Here is a 22,184-nt window from a genome sequence, read left to right on the forward strand (position 1 = left end):
GGAACGGGGGTTCGGTGTGCCCGCAAGGAACAGCTCAGCCTTCGAGATTCCCGGACAGGGGAAGGGGCACGGCGTAGCCTGACCAGCGGAGACTCTTCGTGAGCCTTCGGTCGCCGACCACACTCCCATCATCATCCGGAGATTCTCTGAAGTCAACTCATTTGGAGAATCTCTTGCAATTGTTGGTAGGTTGTCCCCATGAAGCACTCCTTCAGCCCCACCATCCGGCGCCGACGCCTCGCACGCATCCTTCGTGATCTTCGGGAAGAATCCGGCGACACTCTCGACGCTGCTGCGAAGAAGTCAGGCGTCCCCCGTGCCACGCTCGGCAAGCTGGAGACTGCCGCGATCAAGCAGATTCGCCCAGCCCACCTCGATGCTCTCGCCAAGCTCTACGGCGTCGGCAAGGAGGCGTGGGAGAGCATGCACCAGCTCGCCAAGGACGCCTCAGAGCAAGGATGGTGGTCCAAGTACAAGGATGTCTTCAGCCCCACCGGGCTCGCGTCCTTCGAGGTTGAAGCCTCGTTTGTCCGCGTATTCGAAGCGCAGGTTATCCCGGGCCTACTACAGACACCGGACTACACCCGAGCCGTGTTCATGGGGGCGAACTCCTACTCTGAGGACCGCATCCGACGTCACGTCGCTGCCCGGATGGAGCGTCAGGACATCCTCGAACGTCTCTATCCGCCCGAGTATGCCGCCGTCATCGATGAGGGAGTCCTCCGCCGACAGGCTGGAGGGCCGAAGACCATGCGCGAGCAACTTCACCACCTTGTTCAGATGGCCGAACGACCGAACATCGCCATCCAGGTGGTCCCGTTCTCGGCTGGCACATACGCCGCGAACCTCGGCAGCTTTCAAATCATGGAGTTCTCTGAGCCCAACGACCCGACGATCGGGTACGCGGAGACCCCGACATCTACCCTGTACGTGGAGAGTCCCGAAGAAATACGTCGATACGATGCCATGTGGCGCGAAGCCAGCGCCGCTGCCCTCAGCGTGGCCCAAACCGTAGACTTCGTGCGCAACGTGGTCGAATCACTAGAGGATGGATCGTGACTGAGCTGGTGTTCCGGAAGAGCAGCTACAGCGGGGCTGGGGAGAACTGCGTCGAGGTCGCCGACCTCCCCTGTGGTGCGGCCGTCCGGGACTCCAAGGCCCCCGAGCGCGGCCACCTGCCCTTCCCCGCCGCCGAGTGGGACGCCTTCCTCCACGCCGCCCTCACTCAGCGCCCGTAGGCCGCCCAAGCACCGAGCCGGTTCCCAAGCCCCGCGCGGGCCGGGGAGCCGGCTCCTCGGTTGGTGGCTCCTCGATCACCCGAGGTGGGGAGCCGCCCCCTGGACCGCATGTCCTACCCGCAACCGCTGGGTGTGGTGCATGGCCAGGCCATCCAGCTCCTCCGGGGCGAACCAGCGCACCTCGTGGGACTCGCCACTCACTCTCAGCTGCCCGCCCACCAGCGCCGCACGGAAACACACATTGAACTGGCGGCGCACCTCACCGTCGCTGTAGGCGATGATGTGCCGGGCATCGGTGTAGGTGCCGACCAGGCCGGTGACCTCCACGTCGTAGCCGGTCTCCTCCCTCACCTCGCGCACGGCGGCCTCGGGCAGGCTCTCGGTCATCTCCATCACACCGCCCGGCATCGCCCACAGCCCGTTGTCAGTACGCCGCTGCAACAACAGGCGCCCGGAGCCGTCGAAGACCGCCGCGCTGGCTGCCGTGACCAGGCTGTTCGGGACCGGCGCGGCCGGGTCGTCGTAGTACTCAGTCCGAGCCATCGGGGATCTCTCCAGTCAGGGGGCGGGCGGTACACCATACGGCGTCCACACTGGCCGCGTGCGCGTCGAACAGCCCGTTGTCGGTCATCCGGTGCAAGTGGAACAGCGGGTTCCCGTAAGCATTCATGCCGTAGATGTGGGTGTTGACGTACATTTCTCCATCTGCACGATAGACCGAGTTGTACAGCGTGGTCGCTTGCAGGGCGATGTCCACCCCGTCGACCCCGAGAAGCGGCCGGTAGTGCATATGTGCGAGTCGGCAGCGCGATTCGATGCCGTGTCCGAAAGCCTCCTCCTCACCTCGCGTACGGACGGCGTCGCACGCGGGGTCCCCGATCAGAATGCGAATCCGTACTCCTGCCCTCGCCCGGGAGCGAAGCAGACCGTTCCAGTCAGAAATCTGCTCGTGCAGGAAGAGTGCTGCGTAGACCATGATGTCCACGGACTCCGTTGCCTGGTCGAACATGGTCTTCCATGTCTCGATCGGAACGTCAGATCGCTGCCGGTAGACCGCCACGAGGTCCGACCCGACGGGTCCGGACACCTCGGACCGGCCGTTCAGTGTCGGCCACAGATGGCGTACCTCCACGCCGAGGACGCGCGCCACCGCGTGGGCGTTGCGCAAGCGTGGCACCCGCCCCTTGTTGACCCACCGCTCGATCGTCTTGGGGTCGGTACCGACCTGCTGAGCCAGGGAGGCCGCAGTGTGCCCCGAACGCGCCAGCGCGATGCGGAGTCGTTCATTGGACATAGGGACGTTTCTACCGCACTCGAACGTCCTCGGGCGTCCCCTTTGCGTAGTGGCAGCGTCCGTGCGGGTGCGTGATTCTGAAAGCCCCGAAAGAACGGAGTCTGCACCGATGGCGGACCAGAGCCCACCGACCAGCGACAACGACGTGTTTCCCGATCTCGATGAGGAACTGATCGAGATCGGCGACGCCGTGAACCTGACGGAGGGAACCAGCTCAAGGAGCGGCACCGAGGACAAGCGGTACAAGTACCAGTAGATCTCGGGACGGGGCGGCACGACGGATGCGTGCCGCCCCCAGAAGGCACAACGGGAGAATTCGTGCATTTCTTCGGAGGAACGTTCACGACGGGCGGCGGTGAGTCGTGGATCCCCGAGAAGACCCGCTGGTCGTTGAGACAGCCCTCGGCGCATGTATGGACGACCGGAGTCAGGGATCGGATCCAGATCGCGGAAGTACCGTCCCGGCGACGGTGGGCTGTCGTCATCGGTGCCCACGGCGTGAGCGAGTCGGAGCTGACAGGCTGGCTGAGAGGGACGTCCCCTACCGCGCCCGCCACCTGGCCGGGCTCCTACACGGTCGTGCTGGGCGACGGCCCGAGAACCTCCGTCTTCGCCGACCCGGCACACGCCATACCGATCTACTACACCGAGGTCGACGGTATCGTCGTCTGGGCTTCGTCCAGCCACGCCCTGTCAGGGCTGTCGAAGGCGGGCATCAACACGGACTGGATCTGCGCCCTGGTGTGCGACCCGGCGGGGTTCGCACCAGCCGACCGCTCGGCCTTCGACAACGTCTCACTCGTACCGGCCGGCCATCGCCTGGAGCTCGGCACGGCAGGAGCCCCGATCGTCCGACGTTGGTGGAGTCCTCCGGCCCCCATCCACCCACGCGGTGCCTCAGACGGGTTCCGGCGCGCCCTCGGTGACGCTGTGGACGTGCGTCTCCGCATGGGAGAAACGGTCTCCTGCGACCTCAGCGGAGGGCTCGACTCGACCTCGCTGTGCCTGCTGGCGGCGAGCCGGGCGCAGCCTGGGCAGCGCATCATCGCCTCCACCGTCCACCCTCGGAACGTCGACCGCGGCGGCGATCTCGACTACGCGCGTGCGGCAGCGGACGGACGCGCGGGCATGGCGCACGTGACCATCCCCTTGGCGGACGACGCGGCTCCCTTCACCGGGATCGAGGGCGGTCCCGCGGTGGACGAGCCGGCGCCCTCGACGATCACCAGCGTCCGGCACCGGCGCGGCTACGCACTGGTCGCCGCACACGGAAGCACGATGCACATCAGTGGCGACGGTGGCGATGCGCTGTTGATGCAGGGGCCTGAACACACGTCGCGGCTGCTGAGACGGGGCCGACTTCTTCGGGCACTTCGCGACCTCCACGGCTGGGCCAGGATCAATCGTGTCGGCTCAGCCCGTCTGATGACGGACATCATCTGCTCCAGGCGGGAGGACACGCATCCGCACCCCTGGCTCACGCTGCGGCCCGCCCACGAGGCCCGGCACTCCTCCGTGGGGAACCGGGCCAGGACCTCGAAATCGGATGCCGAACTCATCGGACTGGTCGGCATCGGGCGCACCGCGCGGGCCGACGTGCAGCTCGCCGGTCATGTGGGCCTCCGGTTGGAGACGCCCTTCCTCGACCGAGCCGTCGTCGAAGCGGCGCTGAGGTTCCCCTTCACCCACAGGGGATCGCCGTGGGAGTACAAGCCCCAGATCACCACCGCCCTGGTCGACGTGCTTCCTCCCGCCGTACGCCGACGATGCGCGAAGGGCGGGACGGACGCCGACCACCACCAGGGCCTGCGCATCAATCTGACCTCAGTCCTCAAACTCGCGGACGGATGGCTGGCCGGCCATGGGATCATCGATCCACGCGTGCTGCGGTCGGAGCTACGGAGAGCTGCGTCCGGTCGCCCGACGGCGTGGGGGCTGATCGAACCGGTCATAGCCGCAGAGGTCTGGGCCCGCTCCGTCGAAGCGGGCCGAGCGCCCGTCTGGTTCAGAGAAGCGGAGCGGAGTGGAGTGCGGGCATGAGCCTTCCGAGAATCCTGGTGCCCGCTCCACGGATGCGCTTCGTGTGCTTCCCCTCCGTCACCGTGGGGCTGGATGTCGACGACGGTTCCGTCCATATGCTCACCGGAAGGTCGGCGGCGGACGTGTCCGACCTGGCCGCAGCCAACGGGGATACCGGGACCGTGGTGACCGACGGCGGACGTGCCGACGCCCTACGGCGACTGATCGGTCGTCGCTGGCTGATCGCCTCCTCAGAACCCTCCAGGTGGCGAAGCGTGCAGCGTGCGAGGCCACAGCCACCCAGTTGGGGAACCAGGGAATCACCTGCCGCTCTGTCCCCTGTCGGTTCGGCCCCGCTGCGGTGGTACCTGATCGGCTCGACCGCGCTCGCCGTGGTGCTGATGTCCCGTCATTCGGGGCCCACGCGCACTCGCCTCGCCCGGATCAGGAGCCTTGCGCTGGGACCGCGCCGACAGTACAGGACCGACGTGGCCGAGGCTGGGAACGCCGTCCGCGCCGTGCGCGGGGTTGGCCGTGTCCTTCCGCTCCGTGTCGCCTGTCTCGAAGAGGCCACCGCCTCGGCACTGGCCCTGCGCTGGACGGGGTACCGAGCCCTCTGGAGGCACGGGGTCGCCACCGATCCGGTCCGACTGCACGCCTGGATCGAGGTCGACGGGCACCCGGTCGGAGAATCCGACGACATCACCGACTACACACCATTCGAGGAGCCGTATGAGTGACACCGCTGCCCCCCTCCTGTGGGCCGAGACCGGCGGGGTGGCGCTCGGGCCGCTGCGCGGCGACCTGGCCCGTGAGTACTGGCGGTGGGAGAACGACCCCGGCGCGGTGCTCGGGTACGGACGCCAGGTTCCCGAGAGCCCCGAGTCCCGGGCCGAAGGGCTGGAGCACCAGTTGCGGGGCGCACCCGACCAGGCACGGTTCACCGTCTACGACCTGAAGGGCGACGAGCCCCGGCCGGCGGGGCTGGCGAGCCTGCTCATCGACCACCAGGTGCGCACCGCCGAGTACGTCCTCGTCGTCGCTCCCGAGGCGCGCGGGAAAGGCGTGGGCACCGCGGCCACGCGCCTGACCCTGGACTACGCCTTCCACGTCACCGGACTGGACATGGTGTGGCTGAAGGTGCTGGAACCGAACGAGGCCGGGCGCCGCGCCTACGCCAAGGCAGGCTTCCAGGAGGTCGGCGTCCTGCGCAGCGCGGGGCAGTGGCGGGGTCGCCGCTGCGGAGAGGTGGTCATGGACGCCGTACCCGAGGACTTCATGGGGGCTTCCGCGTTCGAGACCGCGGACTGAGGGCGGATCTCACCCGCATCGGCAGTGGTGGCCGGGCGCCACGCGCGACGTCCACCACCGTTCCGTGGCTGTACGGCCCGGAGCCGGACGAGCTGGACCGAGCCGGTGTGGGCGGTGCGGGGCGGCTGGATCGGGACGATCAGGGCTGCGGGACCGGGCGGCCCCGGCCGCAGGACCCCCGCAGTCAGAGCACCGATCCAGCGCCACCGACCAGGCCCGGACACGGAACCTCACGCCTGGTCGAGAAGGCCGCGCACCAGAACGTGAATGTCCGTCCACGGGTTCCGGTCACGCGGATGGGCGACGCCCCTGTACCGCTCGGCCAAGCGTTCGGCCCGCCTGATCGCTTGCCGCTGCGGGTCTCCGAAGAAGTGCGCGGGATCGAAATCCTTCTTGCCCGTATAGCAGCACTTCAGTCCCTTCATCTTCTCAATGGCGGCGTTCGTGTCCAGATATCCACTGACGTCGTCCCGGTGCAGAAGCAGCCAGAGTTCGAAGCAGGGGTTCGCGTAGGCGATATGGATTCCGCAATCCCGCGCCAGACCCATCGCCTCGTCCAGGGAGTCGTGCGGACGCGGCGCCTCGACGTCGATCACACACCACACCTCGTTGTACCGGTCGCCCTGGTCCCTGCGCCTCCGGTGCGCGGAGCCCATGCGCTTCTGCGCGGCCCTGACCAGCTTGTACGGCTCACCGTGCTGGGACCCGACCTCGATCGACACGTTCGAGAAGCGCTGACGTCTCTTCATCTCGGTGAAGTAGGTCGTTCCGCCGTACGTATCCTCACAAAAGAGGAGATACCTGCTTCTGGGATTCCTCGTCCCAATTTTCTTCGGATTGAGGGGCTTGTTTCGCTTCTGCCTGTTCAGCGCCACACCGGCACATTACCGCACGTTCAGCGACAAGGCGGGCGAGTTCACGACCCACATCGCCATCAAAGGTGGGCACTGCGGAATATGCCCCCAAAAGGTATTTTTTGACCACGTCGTCGCGGTCATCACGCACTTTGTACTCGCGCAGCGCCACCAGCTCCGTCGCCCCATCCGTCCCCTTCTCCGTGAACCACGCCTGATCCCTGGTCAGGTAACCGTAGGAGCGCCGACTCAGCAGCGTGACGTCATGGGTGTTGAACACGAGCTGCGCTCCGCAGGGGTTGGTCTCCGGTTCGGAGAAGAGCCGGACGAGTTGGCCGGCCAGGTTGGGGTGCAGCCGCGCGTCCAGTTCGTCGACCACGAGCACACGGCCCTTCGCCAGCGCCCGGACCACCACGCCCACCAGCGCCAGCCAGGTGTGCGTGCCACTCGATTCGGCCCGGTACGGCAGTTCCACGGTTCCACCGGGGGACCAGTGCGAGACGACGATCTCCGGTGACTGGCGCCAGCTCTCCTCCGTGACCGGAGGGCCGTCCGGATTGAGCAGGCGAAAGACCGCCGAGGCGTGTGCCCTGGCCTCCTTCGGCAGTTCCCTCTCCTCCGAACGGATGTCGGAGATGCCGAGATCGGCGTACTGCGTCAGGAGGTGGCACAGCTCTTGCTCGGGCCCCGCGAGCATGCGCAGGGTGAGTTCCAGGCGCACGCCGCCGTTCTCATCGAACGCCATCGTCATCTGGTCGACCCAGTCGTAGACACGGGTGAGCAGCGGGTGGTTCCCGGCCGCGCCGGCCGACACGAAGAGACTGTTGGCCCGCACCGATTCCCACACCATCCGGGTCCGGTTGCCGAAGCCTCTGCGCAGGCCGGGGCCGAGCTCGATCTCCTGTGGACCCCGGCGCTCGAAGAGGACCCGCATCCGGCCGCGCGGCCAGCTGTACAGCCATTCGGAGGCCACCGCGCGGTCATCCACCGCGAAACCGTACTCGTGGCGGACCCCGTCCAACACGAAGTCGAAGGCGAACTCCGACGGGCGCGCCACCGCGGCCTCGTCCAGGGCGAAGGGGACGCGCCCGGTCCCGCCCCGGGGATTCCACCGATTGTGCGAATATCGGACGGCGTCGCGCGCGTAGGCCATCGCCCGCATCAGTTTCGACTTGCCCGAGGCGTTCGCACCGAACACACCGACCACGGGCAGCGCCTTCAGCTCCGTGCCCGGAATGTCCCGCACGGCGAGGTCGTCGTGTTCGTCGGCGGCGACCAGGCTCAGCTCCTGCTCGTCCCGAATGGATTCCCAGTTCGCCACACGAAACTGCAGCAGCACGGCCGCCACCTCCCAGAGGACTCTGTACCGGGTTCTGACGCTAGTTACCGTAACCCGTGAGCGCTGCTTTCATGTGTCATTGAGTATTGATTCTGGAGAATTTTTCCCTGTGCCGCAGTGGGACCGACACCCACGTGTACACTCCGAAGTCCGACCACAGGCCGAGCCCCGGTTCCCCGCTACGAACCGGCCTCCCTCCTCCCCCGCCCAGACGAGGGATACGGCTCGGCAGACCGCTGCGCCGATCATGCCCGGCTCCACTTCCAGGGCCGGCGCTGCGGCCTGGTCACACGGGGCTCCGCTCAGGCCTCGGTCCGCACACTTTCCGCACGACCCGTCGGGCACTCCGGCACCGTGAGTACTCCGGCCTTCCCACCCGCAAGGACCGTCCGTGATCAAGCGCATCATCTCTGTCCGGGACTTCCGCTGCTACCAGAGCTGGAAGCCGCACCGGAAGGCCGCCTTCCATCGACTCAACCTTGTCTACGCCCCCAACGGCACGGGCAAGAGCACCCTCGCGGAACTGCTCAGCGGTGTCCCCCGGGACGAGCAGTGGTCCCACGGGATGCGCGTGGAGATCCAGCCCGGAGACGACCCGTCCCAGACCGTGACGGTGGACGGACCCGAGCACTGGATCTGGGACAACGTGCGCCTCTTCAACGCCGAGTACGTCCGCAGGAACCTGAGGTTCAACGCCGACGACGGCGACACCGCCGGAGCGGACGCGCCGGCCTTGCTGTACCTGGGAGAGAAGGACGTCGAACGGCAGGAGCGCCGGAAGCAGGCCCAGCAGGAGATCGAGCGACTGACACAGCTCCTGAAGGAGTCGCGGAAGGAACGCGACTCGGCGGACAGGGAGGCCGGAGACCTCTGTACCGCTCTGGGGCGCCGGGTGAACGACACCCTCAGGGGCAAGGCACCCTGCTTCAGTCGGCAGTTCGACAAGCGGCACGTGGTGAACGCCCTGGCCGAACCGCCCCCTGCGTGGGCGGAGCTCCACAGCACCCACGAGCAGGACCGGGCACTGCTGAACACCGCCTCCGCGGAGCAGATCCCCCCGGTCGACCCCGACCCGCTTCCCGTCGGGGACGTGCTGTCACAGACCTGCGCTCTCCTGGCACGTACAGTCGCCTCGGAGGCGGTCGCCGGCCTCCGGGACAGGCCCGACCACGAAACCTGGGTCAGGCGAGGCCTGGAGCTGCACGCGGACCTCGACACCTGTGCGTTTTGCGAAGGCGATATCACTCCCCAGCGGAGGGAACGACTGGACCGCCACTTCGACGAGGCCTACACACGCCTGCTCCGGGATCTCGATGAGAGCCTCAGGCAGATCCGACGACTCAGGGACCGCGCCAAGGAGTTCTCCACCGCCCTGCCGCACGAGGCGCAGTTCTTCGAGGATCTCAGGGAGGAGTACGCCGGGGCAGCCAAGGAGATCCATGCCGCGCTCACCGCACTCGTGGACGACCTGGACAGGATGTCCGAGCTGCTCGAAGAGAAGAAGACGGCGATGTTCGCCGACCTCAACCTCCCCGTCGACGTCGTGCCGGGAAAGATCGACACCTCCATGGTCAACGGGATCATCGGCGAGCACAACGACCGGACCCACAGCCTGGAGAGCGGCCGGGCCGAGGCGGCCGAGCGCCAGTTCCAGCGCATGCTCAGGGAGATCAGGGAGCCCTGGGGTCGACACCGGGACAGGGCCGCGGAGCTGACCGCGCGGATCGATGACGCCGAGGGGGCGCTGCGCAACAACCAGGAAATCCTCCGCCAGTCCCCCGCGGAGGGGTTGGACCCCCACCACCTCGTGTCCACGCTCAATACCGACGTCAACAGCCTGTTGCGGCGCGCGGACCTCACCTTCGAGTACCACGGCGACCGCTACCGCCTGCTGCGGCACGGCACACCCGCACGGCACCTGAGTGAGGGCGAGAAGACCGCGATCGCCCTGGTCTACTTCCTCGTGAGCCTGACCGGGCACGGGCAGGACCTCCAGCGCACCATCGTCGTGGTGGACGACCCCGTGTCCAGCCTTGACGACCAGGTGATGACCGGGGTGCAGTCGATGCTGGTCAGCCAGCTCGACCCCCTGAGCCCGCAGCCCCCCTGCCGACAGCTCTTCGTCCTCACCCACAACGCCGCCTTCCTGCGCATGTGGGCCAAGGAGCTGACCCGGGGCAGGGGAAACCGCAACCCGAACAAGTTCGTGCCGGTCACCGCGAGCCTGCACATGATGAAGTCAACCCGCAGGGGCTCCACGACCGAACCCGGATCGCGCCGCCCCGAACTGACCCCCGTGGACCTGGCGACCAAGAACATCGAGGTACTGGAGTCCGAGTACCACCGGCTCTTCTACCAGGTCGCCCACGACCTACTGGAGTCGTGTGCGTCCATCGACGTGGAGGCCGACCTCAGGCTGATCACCGAGTCGTCCAACAGCACCCGGCAGCTGCTGGAGCACTTCCTGGAATTCAGCTACCCCAACCAGGCGGGCAAGTTCGTCAACGTCGTCGAACACGCATTGAAGAACGAGCCGGTGCGGGCGCGCCGCATCAGCACCCTTCTCAACAGCAACTCGCACCGGAGCCCCGACCCCGAGGGAAAGGAGCTGTTGAGCGACGAAGCGCGGGGGGCGATCACCGACGTGTTTCGACTGATGAACGAAGTCAACCCGGGACACTTCGATGGCATGTGCAACCGCCTGGGCATCGGCGAGCACACGGGCATGCTGCTCTCGGACTGAAGCCATATATGGGGCCCGAAGGTCAACCACCCATGCCAACCGACCTTCAGGCCGATGCTGCCCGAGATGCCCAGCCTCCTCCGGACTCACCCGCCACACTCATCCCGCCGGTTCGTTCGCCCGGGGTACCGCTCCGGGCGAACGGATGTCGGGAAAACCCCTACATCGACCGTCCCCGACTGTTTAACTGGCCTTCCCCTCCTTCCCCACCACCCCTGTCCCCTCGCGGCCAAGGCGGTCAACGACGCATGCCTTCCCCTCCCTCCTCCGACGACCCATCGTCCAATGCGGGCTTCCTGCGCCAGATCGGCGCGCTCATCGCCCCGTTGGCCAAGAACAGCGACGCGCCCATCGGGGACCTGCGACACCTGGCAGTAGCCGAGAAGGTCTTCGACGCCTACGCCACCGCGCTGGCTGAAGACGGACTCTCCAAAGGGGACCTCCGGGAAGCCTGTGATGAGGTGTGCGACGAGCAGGCCTTCGAGCAGCGATTCGGCACCTTCACCTCGCTCGAGATGCTCAAGCCGACGACCGACAAGCCCCACCACGGCCGATATTTCCTCGATCCCAACAGCATGGCCGTCCTGATCGCGGTGGAGCGTCTGCGTGACCACGGTGGGATCTCAGAGCTGCTCGGCCTCCTGGACCGGACCCGGGCGGACCTGGAGCACGGCCGCGCGAGCGAACACGAGATCCGAGACGCCCTCCGGCAGTCCCAACGGTTCCTCAACGTGTTCACCGACTACCTGCGCCACATGATCCGGTCCCGTCCGCTCAGGGAACTCATCGAGGAACGGCGGCGCAGCAGCCGCGAGGACGCCCTGGAACGGGCCCAAGTGGTGCACGGCCTGGTCGCCGAACGCTTCCGCCACCTCGACCGGATGGCACTCGACCTGGTCATGGCCGCCGAACGCTACGTCGAGGCCTGTTCCGAACTCATCCACCACCTGCATGCGAATGGTGTGCACGCCCGCGACCTCGGGATCCTGCGCTACGACCAGTACCGGGACGCCTCCCTCACCGCCTCCATCGAGGACCTGTCCGCGGTGTTCGACGACATCCTCGTGGATCCGCCCGAGCCCGGGGTAACCGCGATGGCGGTCGCCGACGCTGTGGAGAGCCTTGCCCCGCGGCGACCCGAGACAGGGCCGCCGCCACGTCCGGAGGCCCCTCCCCCCGCCGACGACCCCCTCGCCGGGATCGAACGTCGGCGGAAGGCGGATCGACGCGTCAGTCGCGACCAGGCGGAGCTCGCACTTCACGAACAGGGAAACGGTGACCTCACCGCGCTCATGCGCCGACTCGGTTGGCCGGGACTGATCCTGCTCCTGGCAGACCTGTTCAAGGCCTGCGGGCCGGACCAGCCGTTCCTACTCGAAACGGCCGACGTACTCCTCGTCGAGCCAGGCTCGGAGGTGACCTACCTCTCGCCTGTGCGGTTGATCCGAAACCCCAAGGAAGCCGGCGACGTGTTCGGTCCCGGAACCGACGGCTCCCACACGGCCCCGCCCGATACATCGGAGGAAGCATGACAGACGTCGATCCGGGTGCCCTGGCCCTGGCCAGGATGCGGGCCCGAGGCGCTGATCTGCGCATCGATGGCACCGACCCCGAAACCGTCCACCGCAGCGCGCGGGCCGCCGGACGCGTGGTGCTCGACACCACGGTCGCAGGCCTGCCCGCCCACATCCTGGGCTGGCAGGAAGGGCATGAACCGTCACTGGAAGAGGGTCCGGGCGTCGAGCGCCGAAGGGCTTCCCGGATCGACCTGGAGGTCTTCGCCGCGTGCCTCGGCTGCTGCTGGCCCGACCGGGTCAGCCATCCCTGGCCGGGGGTGCCCCGGGCCAGGGAGGATGTACTGATCGCCGTCGGCTGGGCCAGGGAGCGGGACAGCCAGCAGGACGTGTCCCGCTACAGATCGGCCCTGGAACGGCTCGACCGGGCTCAGTGGGTGGAGTATGACGGCACCCACATCCACCTGGGGCCACGGGTACGCACATGGAACCGCGCTGAGGTCGACCTGCTGCGCGGGGTGTTCGACCGCCTGCCGGGACTGCCCTTACTCGAAGAGCCCGCCCTGTGAGCGGGGACGAACACCCTCCCCTGCATCTGGAGGATCTCGCCCCCGATCAGCGGACACGGGTGCTGGACGCGCTCGCGGCCGTGGAGACCTACGACCTGCCGGTCCCGGAAGTGGACTTCGCGGCGCTGTCCGACGCCGGTCTCCGGGCCCATATCGAGGCGTGCCTGCACGCGCAGGGGCGTGTTCTAATCCGGCACGAGGGGCGCGGGTACACCTCCGGCTACGCCGACCCGGTCACCGACGCACTGGTCCGTGAGGGACCGGTCTGCCTCGACAAGGAGGAGCGCGCCGTGCTCGCCGTGATCCTGCTGCGCTGCGTCGCCATGCCCCGCTCTCTCAACAGGGACGTGGGAAAGACCTGGCTCGACGCCGTCCCCACCACGCGTCGGGAACTCAAGGAGTCCCAGTGCCTGAACAGGATCGTGGACGGCGTCCTGCCCCGGCTGTACGAACGAAGGCTGATCCGCTACGTCGGTCAGGGACGTGGCGGCATCGTTCCCGGCCACCAGTTCGCCCGGCTCACCCAAGCGGCCTCCGACCGGCTGTGGGACCACCTCAACCTGGTCTGCGAACCCGACGGGCTCATGGCCACCCACATCCGTCGGCGCCTGGATCAGGGACTCTCTGCAACCAGTGGTGCCACGGCAGCCGATCCACCCCCTTCCACGCACGAGGACACCACGCCATGACGTCAACGCCATCGCACACGGCCCCGCCGACGGACGGTGACAACCGGACGGGACGGGTCGGCCACCGTCGGCTGACCGCGGTGCAGACCTTCGACATCGGCCGCCTCACCACCCACCCGGTCCCGCTGGTCCCGTCGTCCTTCATCGCCGTCTCCGGCGAGGGCCCCAAGGGGGACTCCAACGGTTCCGGCAAGACCACCTTCCTCAGCGCGGTCTCGCTCCTGCTCGCCGACCCCCAATGGAAACTGGACCGGGACGGACGGCACGCACGCGGACTCCTGTTCAACCCTGAGGCCGCGGGAACCGGCGCGACACGCTCGGGGTTCGGCCGCGGCTACGTCGTCGGGGTGTTCGACGCGCCCGGCGGCAGCGACCCGATGACCGTATGGGTGCGGGTCGCCGACCAACCGCCCTACGTCCAGATGCGGTGGACCCACGGCGTCCATGTCGCGCGGGCCCACACCGACCAGGAACGGGCCGACCAGGCGGACGAACTGTGGAACGGCATTCCCGCCAAGCAGGGCAGCGGCGCCAACCGCATGGGAACCGTGCTCTACGGGATGGCGCCCCGCTGCCTGGCCTACCTCGACACCTCCGTCCGACCGCTGGTGCCCTCGCTCCTCTCCCAGCAGATGACCGCCATGGCCCCCGACGCCATCGGCGACGCGCTGCTCGCGCTAACGGGCCAGTCGGGCCTGCTCACGCGTGAGGTCGACCGGCGCAGCGAGTACGAGACCGCCGCGGAACAGCTCCGGCAGGCCGAGACCGACGATCGGAGGCTGCGCATCGAGGAGGAGGCACATCTGGAGGCCGTCCGCCGCCGTGAGGAGGCCCGCAGCATCCTGCTCGACGCGGAAGGCGCGTGGAAACTCCACCTGGCGTGCGGGCTGGTGGAGAAGCGCAAGGAACACCGCCGGGCCGAGAGACGGCTCAAGGAAGCGCAGGACGCTCTGCGGGAAGCGGAGCGCCAAGCCGACCGAACCCGCCGCCGACTCCAGGAACTGCAGGGGGACACGTCGCTCGCGGCACGTGCGGACGGGGCGGCCAGAGAACGGGAAGCACTTCGGGAGAAGCTCACCATCCTCGACCAGGATGTCGGCCGGCTGCGCCAGGAGCTTGAGCAGCTCACCAAGCGGCGACGCGACCTGCTCGATGCCACCCGTCACCACGACGGAGCTTCCCTGCAGCAGTGCCGCACGGACGTCGCGCGAGCCGAGGAACACCACAACACCGCACTTGTGCGACACCACGAGGCGTGTGCGGTCCTCACCGACGCCAGTCGGGTCCTGGAACTCGTCCGTGCCGGACACGACGGACGCACGGGTGAGGCGATCCGGTATCTGGGCGAGCACGGTGTTACCGCACGAGGAGTCCTGGATTCGGTTGTCCTCGAGGAATGGTCCCGACCCGAGTGGGAGGCGCACCTGTGGCGGTTCCGGGACTCGGTCGCGGTGCACGAGGCGGACGCCGAGAGCGCGATCGACATGCTCCGCGACCTCCCGGGGGTGTCGGTGGTAAGCCTTCCCGGCCCGGTATCCACCACCCCGGCCCCCCTCTTCGGAGGGCTCAGCGCGCCCGAGTGCTTTCGGCCCTTCCTCACTGCTGTCCGATCGCGCTACGGCCATGAGACCGATCCGGACCGGTCCCGGGACGGCGGTCTCGACGAGTGGGTGATCGGCGGATTCAGCGAGCCGCTGACCGGCAGGGAATCCCGCGTGGCCACGGCGCTGGCCATCTTCGAGGCCGCCGAGCAGCGGGAGCAGGACTCGCGTGAGGCGCGGTCAGTGGCCTCACACGCCCTACGCCGACACGGAGAGCGCGTGCGCGCCGCCGAAGCCGCGGAGGTGCTGGGCCGATGCCAGGCCGAACGGAGGGAAGCCGAGGGGCGGCTGTCGGAGGCCGCTGCCCAGGTCCAGAGGATGCGTCGCGAGTGGACGCGGACCGACCTGCGCCACACACAAGCACAGGCGGACCTACACGCCCACGAGCTGACCACCGCATCGCTCGACAAGGATCTTCGGTTCCAGGACCAGGAGATACGCCGTCTGCGCTCCGAGCGCCACAAGGCCGATGCCGCTCTCCATCATGTCGGACTCCGGGCCTGGGAGAGCGCCTGGCCCGACGGGCTCGGCACCGCCGAAGACTACGTCGACCGGACGTGCCCCCGTGGTGAGCCCCGGACGTCGGATCACTGGTGGACCCGCGCGGACCACCAGATCGTGACCGCGCTCGCCGAGATCCGCGGGGACAGGCATACGGCGTCCCAGCCCCTGGTTGAGCTCTTCCAGGTGCCCAAGGAGAAGAACCAGGTCGTTCCCGACCACGGATCGGCCCTGCTCGCGTTCACCGAAGCGATCCGCCCCTTGTTCGAATTCCTCGAAGAGTGCCGCGAACGCGACGACCTCACCAAGGACAGCATCATCCGCGACCAGAGGGAACGTGAGGCCAGGCTCGTCACCTCCCGAAAGGAGGTCGACGAGCAGCAGGGACGTCTGGAGCAGATGCGGGCCATGATCGTCGAATCCGTGGAGATGGCTCTGGACAGCATCAGCACCGAGTTCGACCGGCTCGACCGGGATCGGGACGGCGGCTACGGGGCCCGGCTCGACGTGGACATCCAGGACCCCTCGGTCACCGGTTCGGTCTGGAAGGTCAACGCCACCCCGAAATGGCTGCGTTCCCCCCAGGGCACCTACGTGTCCTATCAGGAAGTCGCCAACGGGGCCCAAGTGAAGGTGTTCGCCATCCACCTGGTGTTGGCTGCGCTCCTCCACGACAGCGGCTCTTCCGGTCGAGTGCTGATCCTGGACGAACTCGGCAACAGTCTGGGTGACGAGAACCGCAAGCACGTCCTGCGATCGCTCCAGGACGTCGCAGTGCGGCGCGGCGTGACGATCCTCGGCACCTGTCAGGACAGCGTCATCCACGACGCGGTGCGCCACTGCGGCCAGGTCGTCTGGTTCAACCACGCCTCGGACAGCGAGGTGTACAACCGGCCTACCCGGACCTGGGGTTCTGATCCGAGTGGAGGACACGTCGAGCGTGTGGCCGCCTGGCTACGCGCCGGACGTCCCGTGTCGGGCTGACGCCAGGACGCCTGCGAGGAGCTCCGACAGAACAGGGAAGACGTCGCCGTGCTGGACCTGCTGTTCGAGCCCGAGCCCGGCCAGGTCCGGCTCGGTGGCGATGAGTTCGGCGACATGTCGGAGCTCCTCGGGCGCCTTGGCCGCGAGGATCCGGGCCTTGCCCGCGTCGGCCCTGCGGCGCTCCTGCGAACGCGATCGGTGCGGGCCCGCCCGCCACGCCTCGGCGGTCATCGCCACCGGGTACACGGCGCGCCCGACACGCTCCCTCAGGTTGGTGATGATCTCGATGCCGTGCGCGTCCAGATCTCCCCAGACCGCGATCGGCAGCGGGGAGAGTCTTTGGAGCAGTTCCACGAGTCCGGTACGGGCGTAGCCCGCCCCCCAGACGCAGATCCATGTCCTCGTAATCTCGGGATCCTGACATACCCGGTAGAAGGTCCCGACGTTCTCGATGACGAACACACCATCGGCGTCGGCCCGTTCGAGTCGGCCCACCATGTGCACACCTCGGGAGGGCAGACCGCTCCACGGCGGTGTCCGTGAGGCATCGATGGCGGTCTCGCCGTTGAACCACCGCAGTGGTCCCCGTACCCGGATCTCGTGGTCGGGGAAGTCGAGCAGGTCGGAAATAGCGCGCTTCATGAGGTTCTCGAAGGCGTGGACGCGGGCTGACGTCCACACCTCGTGGGTCCCCTTCCGATGCCCGTGGGAAATGGACAGCGTCTCGTCGGGGATCGGCCGCGGCCGGCGGTGGGGGTCGGTCCACCACCAGTGCGCCACTCTCAGGACGAACTCGTAGGTCTCCCACGCTCCGGCGCGGGTGGCGGATCCGGGTGGAACGGTTGCCCGCCCGTGTGCCGCCAGGAGTTCACGCTCGTGCTGGAGTTGCGACACCCCCTCCATGAGCCGAAGCAGCTCGGACCGGGTCTGTGCCGGGTCGGTGCGTCTCAGCAGCTCCAGACGGCGCTTACCGGCCGAGGCCGCCCAGGCAGAGGTGAGGTGGAGGCTGGTCTTCACCCCGACGATCATGAACTCCCGGTCCGCCTCGGCCTTGGCCTCGACGACGCCGCAGCGGACCAGGGTGTCTGCCCTGTCCGCCGCGTGCTCGCCCCAGCGCTCGGTGACGCTCTTCCAGGATCGGCGGCGGTGTTTCAGCAGCCAGGCGAGTTCTTCGTGGGGGAAGCCCGCAGGAGGATCGGTCCCGTTCGGTGGGTCCACCGCGGTGAGGAGCACATGGGGGTACTTGAGCCTGCCCGAACGGTCGACCCGCCGTCGCCCGGGTGGGTAGCGTACGACCGCGCGGATCCCGTGGGCCAGCCCTTCGAGAGGGAGTTCCTCTTGCTCCAGGTCCGGCGTGGGCACGGTGTCGGCGGAATCATCCGTGTCCGTCACATCGACCTCACGAGCAGGTCCTCCATCCCGTGGATGTTCTCGGCGGGGAAGGGACAGTCGTCAGACTCTCGGAGCCGCCGGATCGCGGTGTCCGGATCCTTGGTGAACATCACCACGGCCAGGGAGCGGGTGGCACGGGAACAGGCGACGTAGAAGAGCTTGCGTGTACGCTCCGCGGTGTCCTCCTTTTCCTGGCCGATGTTCCTGCGGTCCGCGTCGCTTGGTTCCCTCAGCCCGAGGAGCTTTTCGTAGGAGTACTTGTTCCACTTGCTGCGGTGGTCCTCCAGCAGCACCAGCACCCGCTCGAACTCGGCGCCCTTGACCCCGTGCTGTGTGCCGTAGGGCGACCGGCCCCTGAGGTAGTCGTGGTAGGCACGGAGTTGACCGGCCGGGCAGGCCAGGAAGAACCCCATGGCCTCGGCCAGCATGGCGAGTCGATCGCGCCGGGTCTCCTCGGTAGGCCCCGCCGGCTCGTCGTCCGGTTCCGGGCCCTCGGTCCGAATCCCTTCGAGGAAGTCGAAGTCGTCGTGTCTGCTCAGGTGAGACTTCAATCGGGGGTCGAGCGGAATGATCCCCTCCCGCAGGGCGTACCGCAGCAGGGCGACCACGGGTTCCTGGCTGTCCGACGCGAGGAGTCCGGTCAACGTGTCCGTGGCCTCTTTCACCTCGGTGAGGGTCTGCGCCGGAGCGTCACCGTCCATGAAGGTGTGCAGACGCGGTGAGAAGGAGCGGAGCATCGCCAGAGCAGCGACCCCTTTGCGGTCCTCGACCGCCTCGACGAGGGGGATGAGCCGGTCGAGAACGGGTTTGAGGCTCCAGTGGGTCCCCTTGATGTACTCGTCCCTGAGCTGCTCCCCGGTCCTGCCCTTGGCCTTTCGGAACGCGCTGTCCAGGTCCTCGAAGCCCAGCCTCAGCGCGGCCAGGCGGTGCTCCAGGACCAGGATCTTGAGGTGTTGTCCATCCGTCCCCTGACTCCACAGCGCATCCCCTTCGCGGACAGCCAGGTGGTCGCGCACCTGATCCACCAGGGAGTCGTCCTCCTGGGCGGACGGCAGCACGAACAGGTCCGCGTATCCAGGGCGAGGGCTGTGTCCCTCTTCCTCTCCCAACACCTGCTGCAGGTCCCCGTCCTGAGGTGACTGCCCACGGATGTGGTTGATGACGCGGAGGACCGGCGGCGGGCAGCGCCAGTTCTGGCGTTTGCGGATCACCGTCCAGGTTTCGTCGCCGGTGACCAGGCCGCTCCCCTGAAGATAGATCCGTTGCATCGGATCGCCGAAGAACCCGACGCAGAATCTTCCTCGTTCCTGGTACTCGACGTACTTCAGGGCTTCGACCACCCGGGGATCGGTGTCCTGGCTCTCGTCCACAAGTACATAGGGGAAGGACTGGGCGACGATGGCGGCGAGTCGCGGATACCCGATGATCATCTCGGGAACCATGCGGAGGATTTCGTTGTGGCCGAGGAACCCCTTCCGGTAATCCCGCGTCGGCTGGTAGCTGAAGCGCGGAGCATGGCCGTCCAGTCGTTCCCGGGCCTCGACGTACTTCGCTGCGGCCTCGGGACTCCTCTGCTCGATGACGCGGTCGATGTCCTCACGCACCCACGCGCGGATCATCCCCTGGAACGGGCTCACGACTCCCCACAGGAAGCTGTGGATGGTGGACACGTGGAAGAGCGGATCGGCGTCGACCCTGGCCGTGATCTCCTCAACGGCGGCATTGGTGTAGGTGATACAGGCGACTCGTCGCCGTCGGCCACGCAGAGCCGTGCCTTGCTCGCGACCGATACGACGAAGGGCCTTCACCAGCGAGGCGGTCTTGCCCGAACCTGCCCCGGCGATCACCACGAACGCCCTTTTGACGGGGTCGTCGATGATCGAGGTGATCTGCTCGTCCGCCTCGGTGGAACCGTGCCCGCCGCCCGTCTTCACAGTTCCACCTCCTTGTCGAGTTCATCGTTCAGCCACGTGAGCCCGTCCTGGATGTATCGAGGTGTCGTCCACTCGGCCTGCGCACAGAGGTCAAAGAAATACAGGGCGAGGTTGGTCTTCCCCTCCGGCGGCTTCTTGACGAATGTGTGCACCTGCCGCACGAGATCCTCGGGAGAGGACCCTGTCGTCGGCGTGAATCCGATCTCCTGGCCGTACTTCTGGATCCAGGGGAGGTTCTCCAGGATGAGGGCCTCCTCGAAAGTCCGGCCGGCCACACTGTGCTTCTCGCCTTCCCAGGTGAACTCCTGCTCGGTCTGGTAGGCGACCCGCACGTGGGAAAGCACCGGTCCCTCCCCGTGTTCGACCGTCTTCTGACGCTCGGGCAAAGCCAGGAGTTCCGTGATGGTCCGCTTCTTCGGCAGCCACTGGATGAGGGTCTGGTTCGCGGTCACCGCGTCTTCGGTCGCCGTCGGGCAGGTCTTCTTCTGGCCTCCCTCCGGCGGCTGGACCACGCTGTCGAGATCGGTGATCACCAGTGTGGGGAGTCCGAGAAACGCCACGAGTGGCTCGAAACGGTGGGCATGGGATCCACCCACCTCCAGCAGTGAGATATGCGCGCTGGCGAGGTGGTTCAGCTTCCTCGGATGGTTGTCGACCATCAGTGGCAGGAGGATCCGTTCGGCGTCGCCCTCCACGATGACCACCGCGTCGGCGAAGAACAGGTGGCAGTTGGTGATCTTGAGGAACCTGCGGAGAAAGTGCGTGTCGTCGGACCGCAGCCTGGACAGGTCCTTGACCTCGCACTCCGGCACGCCGAGGGAGGAAGTACGGCGAAAGTACCTGATCGGGTCGAACTTGGAGTCGTAGATGATGTGGGGCGAGTGGGTCGTCACCATGAGCTGGGTGTGGAAACCGTCGTCCTCGTCCACATCGACGAACTCGCGCACCGTCCTGAGGAAGGCCTGTTGGAGCTGGGGGTGCATGTGCGCTTCGGGCTCCTCGATCACCACCAGATGGACCAGGGGCCGCTTACCGCGGTTGGAGGCCCACCTGCGGTGCATCTCGTGGATCTCGATGAGCATGAAGAGGAAGTTCTTGTACCCCAGGCCGTTGTAGCGCTCGGGAAGCTGATGGGACGGGTCCTCCATACCGGAGGTGAACTGGTAGTAGACCCACGCGCTCTCAGCGAGCAGACTCTCACCGGACTGCCGGCTCCGCACGCTCAGGCGCGGATTGCGTACCCCTGGGCCGGCGACCTTGTGCAGGCGGTCGAAGATGTCCTCGAACTTGTCCGCGAGGTAGCTTCCCACCTGTACTTCCGACGCTTTGACGGCCTGGTGTGCGGCGTGGTCGACGTCGTCCGACGCCGAGTAGCTGAGAAACCTCCGCACGTGCCGGGACAGGTCGCGCCCCTTGGAGTTCAGGTCGTCGGACAGAAAGCGCTGGGCGTCGACCATGTCCACATGGATGAGGCTGTCGATGAACTCGTGGGCGGCAGCAGGCGAGTCGCACACCCGACCGACGCTGTCACTGTCGTCGCACTCGGCTCCTTCCCGCTCGAAGGAGGCCGGATCGATCACGTGGTAGCGGAACCTGTACGCGGAACCCATCTCCCGGTCCATATACTCGCGCAGGTCCTCCGGCCACGGCTCGAAGACGTCTCGCTCACTCGGGGGGAGCGAGTTTCGCGCCTCTACGGCCTTCTTCCGGCTTTCGGTGAATCTGGCAGCGAGATCCTCACGCGGGGCGAATTCGAGTCGCAGCGCCACACGGCCGATGTCCTGCCCGAGGTCGTGCAGGCTCATCAGCTCGACGACCCGGTACCACTCCTCCTTCTCCACCTCCAGCAGGAGGTCGAGCCGGATTTTGGGCAGAGTGGCCACGGCCTCTTCATCGAGGTTTTTCACCCCCTGGAAACTGTCCCAGCAACCCGAGTTGAAATCGTAGAAGGTGAGATCGCTCTTTCTGCGCCCGAAGAAGAAGCGGAAGACATGAGTCATCGATGTCTTTCCGCTGTTGTTCGCCCCCACGAAGACCGTCGCGTCTTTGTCAAGGTCGACCTTGACCGAACGCAACCTTCGGAAATTCTGCACACGAACAGAGGAGATGCGCACACTCGCCCCAGAGAAGAACGGACTTTCACGATATCCGAGATACGACCACGCACGCACACAGGAGCGCAGGGTCACCAGTCGAACGACC

Annotated in this window: 18 protein-coding genes; 11 read left to right on the plus strand and 7 right to left on the minus strand. The window is 67.1% G+C overall.

Going from position 1 to position 22,184, the window contains the following annotated elements:
• Positions 1-198: 198 nt before the first annotated feature.
• Positions 199-1,059 (plus strand): Scr1 family TA system antitoxin-like transcriptional regulator, encoded by an 861-nt coding sequence (locus HNR10_RS04440; protein WP_179821040.1) that lies wholly within the window; start codon positions 199-201, stop codon positions 1,057-1,059.
• Entirely contained in the window at positions 1,056-1,238 is a 183-nt protein-coding gene (locus HNR10_RS04445; RefSeq protein ID WP_312889111.1) for a DUF397 domain-containing protein, read from the plus strand. Before HNR10_RS04440 ends, HNR10_RS04445 begins: the two co-directional genes overlap by 4 nt.
• 75 nt (positions 1,239-1,313) lie before the next feature.
• Here the strand turns inward: HNR10_RS04445 and HNR10_RS04450 are convergent, their stop codons facing one another.
• Both HNR10_RS04450 and HNR10_RS04455 read right to left on the minus strand, forming a co-directional pair.
• Complete coding sequence (locus HNR10_RS04450) at positions 1,314-1,781, minus strand: NUDIX hydrolase (protein WP_179821042.1); 468 nt, start codon at positions 1,779-1,781, stop codon at positions 1,314-1,316.
• On the minus strand, positions 1,768-2,532 hold the full coding sequence (locus HNR10_RS04455; RefSeq protein ID WP_179821044.1) for a helix-turn-helix domain-containing protein: 765 nt from the start codon (positions 2,530-2,532) through the stop codon (positions 1,768-1,770). Before HNR10_RS04455 ends, HNR10_RS04450 begins: the two co-directional genes overlap by 14 nt.
• A 109-nt stretch (positions 2,533-2,641) precedes the next feature.
• Here HNR10_RS04455 and HNR10_RS04460 point away from each other — a divergent pair, with 109 nt between their 5' ends.
• From HNR10_RS04460 to HNR10_RS04475, 4 genes are all read left to right on the plus strand, one after another.
• Complete coding sequence (locus HNR10_RS04460) at positions 2,642-2,788, plus strand: albusnodin family lasso peptide (protein ID WP_179821045.1); 147 nt, start codon at positions 2,642-2,644, stop codon at positions 2,786-2,788.
• Positions 2,789-2,850: 62 nt separating this feature from the next.
• Entirely contained in the window at positions 2,851-4,572 is a 1,722-nt protein-coding gene (locus HNR10_RS04465; RefSeq protein ID WP_179821047.1) for an albusnodin/ikarugamycin family macrolactam cyclase, read from the plus strand.
• A gap of 95 nt (positions 4,573-4,667) precedes the next feature.
• On the plus strand, positions 4,668-5,291 hold the full coding sequence (locus tag HNR10_RS31690) for a lasso peptide biosynthesis B2 protein (protein WP_281390191.1): 624 nt from the start codon (positions 4,668-4,670) through the stop codon (positions 5,289-5,291).
• Positions 5,284-5,862 carry a GNAT family N-acetyltransferase gene (locus HNR10_RS04475; protein ID WP_179821051.1) on the plus strand — a complete coding sequence of 193 codons (579 nt, stop codon included), beginning with the start codon at positions 5,284-5,286 and terminating at the stop codon, positions 5,860-5,862. Before HNR10_RS31690 ends, HNR10_RS04475 begins: the two co-directional genes overlap by 8 nt.
• A gap of 230 nt (positions 5,863-6,092) precedes the next feature.
• On the opposite strand, the gene HNR10_RS04480 is transcribed toward HNR10_RS04475, so the two are convergent.
• Together HNR10_RS04480 and HNR10_RS04485 are read right to left on the minus strand one after the other, a co-directional pair.
• On the minus strand, positions 6,093-6,611 hold the full coding sequence (locus HNR10_RS04480) for an RloB family protein (protein WP_246406057.1): 519 nt from the start codon (positions 6,609-6,611) through the stop codon (positions 6,093-6,095).
• Between the two features lie 34 nt (positions 6,612-6,645).
• Positions 6,646-8,055 carry an AAA family ATPase gene (locus HNR10_RS04485; RefSeq protein ID WP_179821054.1) on the minus strand — a complete coding sequence of 470 codons (1,410 nt, stop codon included), beginning with the start codon at positions 8,053-8,055 and terminating at the stop codon, positions 6,646-6,648.
• Positions 8,056-8,446: 391 nt separating this feature from the next.
• Between HNR10_RS04485 and HNR10_RS04490 the strand changes: the two genes are divergently transcribed.
• From HNR10_RS04490 to HNR10_RS04510, 5 genes are all read left to right on the plus strand, one after another.
• Entirely contained in the window at positions 8,447-10,798 is a 2,352-nt protein-coding gene (locus tag HNR10_RS04490) for an AAA family ATPase (RefSeq protein ID WP_179821056.1), read from the plus strand.
• A gap of 248 nt (positions 10,799-11,046) precedes the next feature.
• Positions 11,047-12,330 carry a hypothetical protein gene (locus HNR10_RS04495; protein ID WP_179821057.1) on the plus strand — a complete coding sequence of 428 codons (1,284 nt, stop codon included), beginning with the start codon at positions 11,047-11,049 and terminating at the stop codon, positions 12,328-12,330.
• A complete protein-coding gene (locus HNR10_RS04500; RefSeq protein ID WP_179821059.1) occupies positions 12,327-12,881 on the plus strand; it encodes a hypothetical protein in 555 nt (184 codons plus the stop codon). The genes HNR10_RS04495 and HNR10_RS04500 overlap by 4 nt, the downstream gene beginning before the upstream one ends.
• On the plus strand, positions 12,878-13,570 hold the full coding sequence (locus HNR10_RS04505) for a hypothetical protein (RefSeq protein ID WP_179821061.1): 693 nt from the start codon (positions 12,878-12,880) through the stop codon (positions 13,568-13,570). The genes HNR10_RS04500 and HNR10_RS04505 overlap by 4 nt, the downstream gene beginning before the upstream one ends.
• On the plus strand, positions 13,567-16,656 hold the full coding sequence (locus HNR10_RS04510) for an SMC family protein (RefSeq protein WP_179821063.1): 3,090 nt from the start codon (positions 13,567-13,569) through the stop codon (positions 16,654-16,656). Before HNR10_RS04505 ends, HNR10_RS04510 begins: the two co-directional genes overlap by 4 nt.
• On the opposite strand, the gene HNR10_RS31955 is transcribed toward HNR10_RS04510, so the two are convergent.
• Genes HNR10_RS31955 through HNR10_RS04525 form a run of 3 tightly spaced genes read right to left on the minus strand, consistent with a single transcriptional unit; the run spans position 16,627 to position 22,171 of the window.
• On the minus strand, positions 16,627-18,048 hold the full coding sequence (locus tag HNR10_RS31955) for a Wadjet anti-phage system protein JetD domain-containing protein (RefSeq protein WP_179821065.1): 1,422 nt from the start codon (positions 18,046-18,048) through the stop codon (positions 16,627-16,629). The genes HNR10_RS04510 and HNR10_RS31955 overlap by 30 nt on opposite strands.
• Complete coding sequence (locus tag HNR10_RS04520) at positions 18,045-19,982, minus strand: UvrD-helicase domain-containing protein (RefSeq protein WP_179821066.1); 1,938 nt, start codon at positions 19,980-19,982, stop codon at positions 18,045-18,047. The genes HNR10_RS31955 and HNR10_RS04520 overlap by 4 nt, the downstream gene beginning before the upstream one ends.
• Positions 19,979-22,171 carry an ATP-dependent nuclease gene (locus tag HNR10_RS04525; RefSeq protein WP_312889112.1) on the minus strand — a complete coding sequence of 731 codons (2,193 nt, stop codon included), beginning with the start codon at positions 22,169-22,171 and terminating at the stop codon, positions 19,979-19,981. The genes HNR10_RS04520 and HNR10_RS04525 overlap by 4 nt, the downstream gene beginning before the upstream one ends.
• Between the last annotated feature and the right edge of the window lie 13 nt (positions 22,172-22,184).

The organism is Nocardiopsis aegyptia (assembly GCF_013410755.1).
Lineage (GTDB): Bacteria > Actinomycetota > Actinomycetes > Streptosporangiales > Streptosporangiaceae > Nocardiopsis > Nocardiopsis aegyptia.